This window comes from Mesorhizobium sp. CNPSo 4671 (genome assembly GCF_057784245.1).
On the sequence record NZ_JBWLUW010000071.1, the window covers coordinates 1 to 675 of the forward strand.

Here is a 675-nt window from a genome sequence, read left to right on the forward strand (position 1 = left end):
GCCAGACCTGCCTGGTCCGGCGTTGGGGCCGGATTGGAACCACCGGCCGCACGATACAGCACTCCTTTGATACCGAGGGTGAAGCCGTCGCCCTTTTCCTCGAGCTGCTGCGCGCCAAGCGGATGCGTGGCTATCAGCCGCGATCCGCCCGACGCGCAGAAGCGATCCCGTCTGGTTGCTAGGCAGCCGCTAGGGCGACGGAAGCCAGGCTTTGAACAAAGTCGCTCGTTTACCCGGCGTGCGCGATGTCGCCAGTGGGAAGTCATCAATTGACGCTGCCTCATGCTCGCACTTTCGGGGCCGTTGAAGCCTCAGCGGTCCGCGGCCCGCGCCAGCGCAGGTGAAAAGCAGGGCAATACCTGCCCCTGTGGCTTAACGCTTTGCTTTGCGCCAACCGGCGGCCACCGCCCCTTCCTCGCTGCAGAACCAGCGCTCTCCCTTGCTGGTGGTGATTACGGTGCGATCGTAATACTCTTGGCCAGGCATGTGATAGATGTGCTCCCCGCGGGCACTGATGTTGCCCTTAATGTTGCAGGCACTGGGCGACGCTGCGAGCAGGGGAGCGATCGTCGATGGCGGTTCGTTGTCAGCGCGATGCTTGGCACGCCAATCCCAAGGCGCTTCAAACGTTCCTGCCCAGATGCCGACTTTTGCCGCCTTGGCCTTCTCCTGCAG

2 protein-coding genes are annotated in these 675 nt (G+C 63.1%); one reads left to right on the top strand and one right to left on the bottom strand.

All coding sequences use genetic code 11. From position 1 onward, the window contains the following. A partial coding sequence (locus tag AC04SF_RS37395; RefSeq protein WP_488481876.1) for a WGR domain-containing protein occupies window positions 1–182 on the top strand: 182 nt, incomplete at its 5' end. Between the two features lie 190 nt (window positions 183–372). Here AC04SF_RS37395 and AC04SF_RS37400 read toward each other — a convergent pair. Continuing rightward, window positions 373–675 (bottom strand): sunset domain-containing protein (locus tag AC04SF_RS37400; protein WP_488481877.1); only part of this gene is annotated, 303 nt, incomplete at its 5' end.